The organism is Longimicrobium sp. (assembly GCF_036387355.1).
GTDB lineage: Bacteria > Gemmatimonadota > Gemmatimonadetes > Longimicrobiales > Longimicrobiaceae > Longimicrobium.
This window is the reverse complement of sequence record NZ_DASVTX010000006.1, coordinates 1-5562: the sequence shown is the minus strand read 5'-3', so window position 1 is coordinate 5562 and position 5562 is coordinate 1. Positions and strand designations below refer to the sequence as shown.

Annotated in this window: 6 protein-coding genes; 2 read left to right on the top strand and 4 right to left on the bottom strand. The window is 72.5% G+C overall.

Annotation, left to right across the window (positions count from 1 at the left end; all coding sequences use genetic code 11):
- Positions 1–488: AMP-binding enzyme (locus VF665_RS00355; RefSeq protein ID WP_414677869.1), on the top strand; the 488-nt coding region annotated here is incomplete at its 5' end.
- 85 nt (positions 489–573) lie between these two features.
- Positions 574–981 (top strand): DUF2784 domain-containing protein, encoded by a 408-nt coding sequence (locus VF665_RS00350; RefSeq protein ID WP_331051407.1) that lies wholly within the window; start codon positions 574–576, stop codon positions 979–981.
- Between the two features lie 507 nt (positions 982–1488).
- Here VF665_RS00350 and VF665_RS00345 read toward each other — a convergent pair.
- From VF665_RS00345 to VF665_RS00330, 4 genes are all read right to left on the bottom strand, one after another.
- Positions 1489–2301, bottom strand: a complete 813-nt coding sequence (locus VF665_RS00345; protein WP_331051406.1) for a DUF429 domain-containing protein — start codon at positions 2299–2301, stop codon at positions 1489–1491.
- A 113-nt stretch (positions 2302–2414) separates the two neighbouring features.
- Positions 2415–2837, bottom strand: coding sequence for a hypothetical protein (locus VF665_RS00340; RefSeq protein WP_331051405.1), 423 nt, complete (start codon positions 2835–2837; stop codon positions 2415–2417).
- A gap of 323 nt (positions 2838–3160) precedes the next feature.
- Positions 3161–4729, bottom strand: coding sequence for an aminopeptidase P family protein (locus VF665_RS00335; RefSeq protein ID WP_331051404.1), 1569 nt, complete (start codon positions 4727–4729; stop codon positions 3161–3163).
- 26 nt (positions 4730–4755) lie between these two features.
- Positions 4756–5259, bottom strand: coding sequence for a hypothetical protein (locus tag VF665_RS00330; RefSeq protein WP_331051403.1), 504 nt, complete (start codon positions 5257–5259; stop codon positions 4756–4758).
- Positions 5260–5562: the final 303 nt, after the last annotated feature.

Genomic DNA, 5562 nt, shown 5'->3' with positions numbered 1-5562 from the left:
TTCCCAGCGGCACGCCGGGCGAGCTGCTGGTGCGCGGCGACCAGGTGATGCTGGGCTACTGGGAGCGGCCGGAAGAGTCGGCCAAGGTGCTGCGCGACGGGTGGCTGTTCACCGGCGACGTGGCCGAGATGGACGACGACGGCTACGTGAAGATCGTGGACCGCAAGAAGGACATGATCCTGGTCAGCGGCTTCAACGTGTATCCCAACGAGGTGGAAGAGGTCATCGCCGCGCACCCCGGCGTGCGCGAGGCCGCGGTCATCGGGGTGCCGGACGAGCACAGCGGCGAAGCGGTGAAGGCGTTCGTGGTCAAGAAGGACCCGTCGCTCACCTCCGAGGCGCTCACGGCGCACTGCCGCGCGTCGCTGGCGGCGTACAAGGTGCCGCGGCAGGTGGAGTTCCGCGACGACCTGCCCAAGAGCCCCATCGGCAAGATCATCCGCAAGGACCTGCGGGTGGCGGTGCCGGCTGCCGGCGTCCCCGCCTGACCGGGGGCACGCTCCCGGGTGTAGTACGGGGCGCCGCGCCGGGGATCATCCTCCCCCGCGCGGCGCCCTCTTTTTCGATCCCCGGATGGAGAGATTCCGCGTGATCTACCGCTGGTTGGCCGACGCGCTGCTGGTGTTTCACCTCTGCTTTGCGATCTTCGCGGGCGTGGGCGCGCTGCTGGTGCTGCGCTGGCCGCGGCTGCGCTGGGTGCACGTTCCCGTGGCTGCGTGGGGCGCGCTGATCATGTTCGGGGGATGGATCTGCCCGCTGACGCCCCTGGAGAACGCGCTGCGGCGGATGGGCGGCGAGGCGGGCTACCAGGGCGGCTTCCTGGAGCACTACATCATCTCCGTGCTCTACCCGGCCGGCCTTACGCGCGGGCTGCAGATCGGGATCGGCCTCTTCGTGGTCGCGGTGAACGGCTTCGTGTACGGGCGGATGATGATGCGTGCGCGGCAGAGGCGCGCGCAGGTTGCGGCGCCTGGTGCGTGATTGGTTTGCGGGTGAGATGAATGGTGTGTGCCCGCTGCCGGGGGCGTGTGGAGAGCCGCGGCGCGCCCGTCCCCCGGCCCCTCCCCGTGCAAACTGCCGCACGCAGAGGGGAGAACGGCGGATCGGTGCGCTTCGGAAAGTGCGGGCGCGGTCGGAGAGGCCCCCTCTCCCCGGCCCTCTCCCCCGCCGTCGCGGGAGAAAGGGAGACCTCCGCTCACGGGCGGCGTTCGGCACCGACCTCATCGCACGCGGCAGAGCAGCCTCTCGGCAGTATCGTGAGGCTTTCAGCCGTTGTTGCGGCGACTTCAGTCGCTCAGCATCGCCAATGGCCGCGCCGAACTGCGCAGCCCACACCGAACCAGCCGCCGAATGCAGGTGAAGTCCCCCCGTCCGTTCGGGGGGACTTTCCGTCGTTGTTGCGGCGGATTCATCCGCTCAGCCCTGGCCTCCATCGGGCGCCTCAGGCGCGCCCGCCAGTGGGCCACTCCCGCACGGTGCGGTGCGCCCTCACCCCAGGGCGGCGGGGGGGCGGTAGATCCACCCTTCCAGCTCCAGGAGAATGCGCGGGATTCGATTCAGGCGGAACGGCTGGTCAAGGTCGTCGCGGCACAGCCAGGCGACGGCGCAGGCCAGGCAGGCGTCGCGCGCATCCTCCAGCGTGCACGCGGCGGCTTCCATGGAGGGATGATCGAAGGAAAAGAAGGGCCGCAGCGCCGCCGGGCGCGCGCGCACCTCTCCCGGGCGCGAGGGCACGCGCGAACCCTTGATCCCCAGGTCCTTCACGGCGCCGCTGGGATACACCTCGATCATCACCGTCGGCGCGTCCGCCTTCGGCGCGACGGGGAGGAGGGAAACGTCCGCTTCGTCGATCAGCTCCCAGAGCGAGCGGATGCCCTCCAGCGTCTGCTTGTAGAGCCGCAGGTCCAGCGGGGCCATGGCGCCGCCCGTGTCGGTGCCGCGCGGGGTCTTGTGCAGGCTTTCCATCCCCGCGCGGATCTCCTCCGGCGGCCGGTCCGCCACCCACGACGCCATTCCGCGCCACGACCGCTCCTTCAAGCCCTCGATCGTCGACAGTGCGGCGGCGGGGAGGCCGAACGGAAAGTCGGCGCCCCACAGGATGGGCTCGCCCTCCGGCGCGCCCGTGTGCCGCCGCCATCCGTCTGCCACGTACGAGCCCACGTCCGCGCGGAACGGCTGCGGGCAGAGCGCCACGATGCACAGCTTGCCATCGCGTTCCTCGCCCACGGCGGTCCACAGGTTCGACAGCGGCTCCCTGGCGCCGGACCAGTCGATCCCCCCGAAGTAGCGGAACCGGCTCACGCGCGCGCTCCGCCCGTGCGTGCCCGGGGGCGGCGGATCTTGTTCATCGGCAATCAGATGGAGAAGAGGGGAAGCGCGGCTCGGCGTGCCCGCGCGATCAGTCGACGGCGTTTTCAGCGGACGGAGGCGCCGGGGCCCGCGGGAAGCTCCAGCAGGCGCGCCAGTGCGTCCATCTCCCAGGCGGCCTCGGGCGACAGCGCCCCGTGCGGCGCGTAATGGCGCTGAAACGCCCCGTACATCGCCGCCGCCTCCCGGCGAAGCTGCGGGAGGGTGACGCCGTGCTCCGCCGCGATCCGCCGTACGTCCTCCGGCCGCGCGAGCGACCCGCCGCCCACCGCGGAGATGTGGTGGTGGATGGCGCGCATCGCCGCGTCGCGCGCTTCGGGCGGGGCCACAGCCGGTGCGGCGGGCACGTCCATCGTGCGCGTCGCCCGCGGTGTCACGGGCGCGGTCTGCACCGGGGCCGGCCGCGCGGACTCCGCCGGGCGAGCGGCGGCGTGGATGTCCGGCCGGGTGAACCGGTACCAGAGCGCCACCGCGTCGCCAACCGCGTAGAACAGGTTCGCCCAGTGGCCGTTCCTTGCGAACAGGGCGACCCGGAACGACGTCCGCGCTCAGCAGGCCGGCCGCGGCGGGGAATGCCCAGCGCGTTTCGTTGAAGAGGCCCACGATCGCGAGCAGGGCCAGCGCCACCGAGAACGCCATCTGCGCGTACAGGGTGCTGCCCCGGCTTACGAGCCAGTACGTCTCCAGCAGCAGGCGCGAGCCGCAGTACCCCACCTGGGCGCACAGCAGAATGTGGGGCCACTCGCTCGGCTCGTCCGGCTCGCGGCGGGGTGCGGGCTGGTTTATGCGGGGCTCAGGGCGCGGCGGGAACGGCTCTGCGGTACCACTCCACCACCTCGGGGCGGCGCTCGCGGTTCCACGATCCCTCCAGCGCCATCTGCGCCTCGATCTCCGCGATCTCGCGCGGCGCGCCGGCGCTCACCCGCTCCAGCCCGCGCTCGGAAAAGAAGTAGTCGTCCTCGATGCGCACGCCGATGTTGCGGTACTTCTGGACGGCGGGGGCAAGCCGCGCGCGCAGGCTCCGGTTGCGCGGCGTGTCCGGCAGATAGTCCAGCGCGTCGGCGCGGACGTAGATCCCCGGCTCGATGGTGAACGCGCTCCCCACCCGGAATCCGCCGCCGAGATTGGGGTACGAGGCGTCCGGATCGTGCACGTCCAGCCCGATGCCGTGCCCGATGCCGTGCATGTAGAACAGCTGTACCTGCGGGCACGGCGCCGGCTGGCCGCAGTCGTACGTGGCCGAGGGGGACTGGATGAGCCCCAGCCGCGCCAGTCCCCGCGCCAGTACCTCCGCGGCCACCTCGTCCAGACGGGTGATGGGCACGCCGGGGCGGGCCTCGCGCTCCGCCGCCTTCTGCGCCTCCAGCACCAGGGAGTAGATCTCCCGCTGCTCCGGCGTGAACCGTCCGTTGACGGGAACGGTGCGCGTCACGTCCGCCGTGTAGCCGTTGTACGAGGCGCCGATGTCCATCACCAGCGTTTCGCCCGCCTGCATGAAGCGGTCGGCGGTGCGGTAGTGCAGGGTGGTGCTGTTGGGCCCCGATCCCACGATGCTGCCAAAGCCCGGGCGCTCCGCCCCGTAGCGGCGAAAGGTGCCCTCGATGAGCGCCTGGATCTCGAACTCGTTCATCCCCGGCTCCACCGCGCGCATGGCCTCGCGCTGGGCGAGCGTGGTGATGAGGACGGCGCGCCGGAGCATGTCCAGCTCCGCCGGGCTCTTGGTGGCGCGCAGGGCAAAGGCGGCGGCGCTCAGGTCGCGCACCTCGGCCAGGTTGGGATGGCGCGCGCGCAGCGCCTGCACGTACTGCTGGTCCACGCGCAGAAACGCGGCGCGGCTGCCGTCCGGGCCGAGCGGGGCGAGGGTGTACAGCCTGCGGGCCGCGCGCAGCAGGGGCTCCAGGTGCGCATCCAAGGAGTCCGCCGTGGACGCCGGGATCCCCGCGAGCCGGCCCGCCCGCTCCGCCCCAAGCCGCGGCCCTTCCCACACCTCGCGCGCGGGGTTGCGCGGCAGCACGAACAGCCGCTCGCTCACCGCGCCGCCCCGCTTGCTGATCACCAGCGCCGCGCCCGGCTCGTTCACCCCCGTCAGCCAGCGGAAGGGCGAGTTCTGCGCAAAGGGCGTGTAGTCCGTCTCCGGCTCGCCCGTGCCGAGCACCACGAGCACGCCGTCCTCCATGCGGGCCGCCAGCGCGCGGCGCCGCTCCGCGAACTCGCGCGCCTGGATGGGCGCCGGCGCGGGCGTGGCGGGGAGCACGAAAGCGTCCGTGCTCCCCGGCGGCGCGGGGACGGGCTGCTGCGCGGCGGCGGCGCCGGCCAGCAGGGCCGCGGCGAGCGGAACGACGGCGAGGCGGGGCAGGGTCACGTGCGGGCGATGGCGAAAGGGGATGGTCAGCGGACCTGCACCTGCGTCTGCAGCACCGTGGCCTCGTCCCACCCGGATTCCGGATAGGTGTGGACGATGGTGAGGCTGTACGTGCCGGGCTGCATGCCGCGCACCGTGGCGGTGTACGGCACGGAGCCGATGGCCTGGATGCACATCATGTCCGGGTCCGGCCGCCCGACGACGCGGATGCGCAGTTCGCGGGTGTTCTGCCCGGCCAATTCGCCCGTGAGCTTGTAGCACGGGTTGGGCGTGCTCATGGTGCCGCTGAGCTCCATGCTGCCCGCGGCGCCCTGCGCGGTGGCGTTCTGGTCGCCGCCGGCCTTGCCGGTGCCGGGCCTGAAGTCGAGGGTCACCTGGCCGGCTCCGGCGTTGGGCGTGGGCGATGGCGCGGCGGGCTGGGCCGCGGGTGCGCCGGACGCGGGCGGCGTGGCGCCCGCGGGTTCGTCGCGCGGGGCGGGGCTGGCGCAGGCCGCCAGCACCGGCAGCGCGAGCGCGATCAGGACGCGCATGGGCGATCTCTCCTGTCAGGGGCTGGTGGATGCTACCGGCCCCCGCCGCGCGGGCGCAAGGGCGGGGAAGCCGCGAGGGCAGCGCGCGCGGGAGTGGATGATGGAGACGAGGGTGCGCGCGTGACGGCAAGTGAGTGGGGCCCCGGGGCAGGCTGAGCGGATGAATCGCCGCAACAACGACGGAAAGTCCCCCCAAACGGACGGGGGGACTTCACCTGCATTCGGCGGCTGGTTCGGTGTGGGCTGCGCAGTTCGGCGCGGCCATTGGCGATGCTGAGCGACTGAAGTCGCCGCAACAACGGC

Coding starts and splice junctions, on each gene's coding strand:
- VF665_RS00350 (WP_331051407.1), top strand. CDS start 574: ATGGAGAGATTCCGCGTGATCTACCGCTGGTTGGCCGACGCGCTGCTG.
- VF665_RS00330 (WP_331051403.1), bottom strand. CDS start 5,259: ATGCGCGTCCTGATCGCGCTCGCGCTGCCGGTGCTGGCGGCCTGCGCC.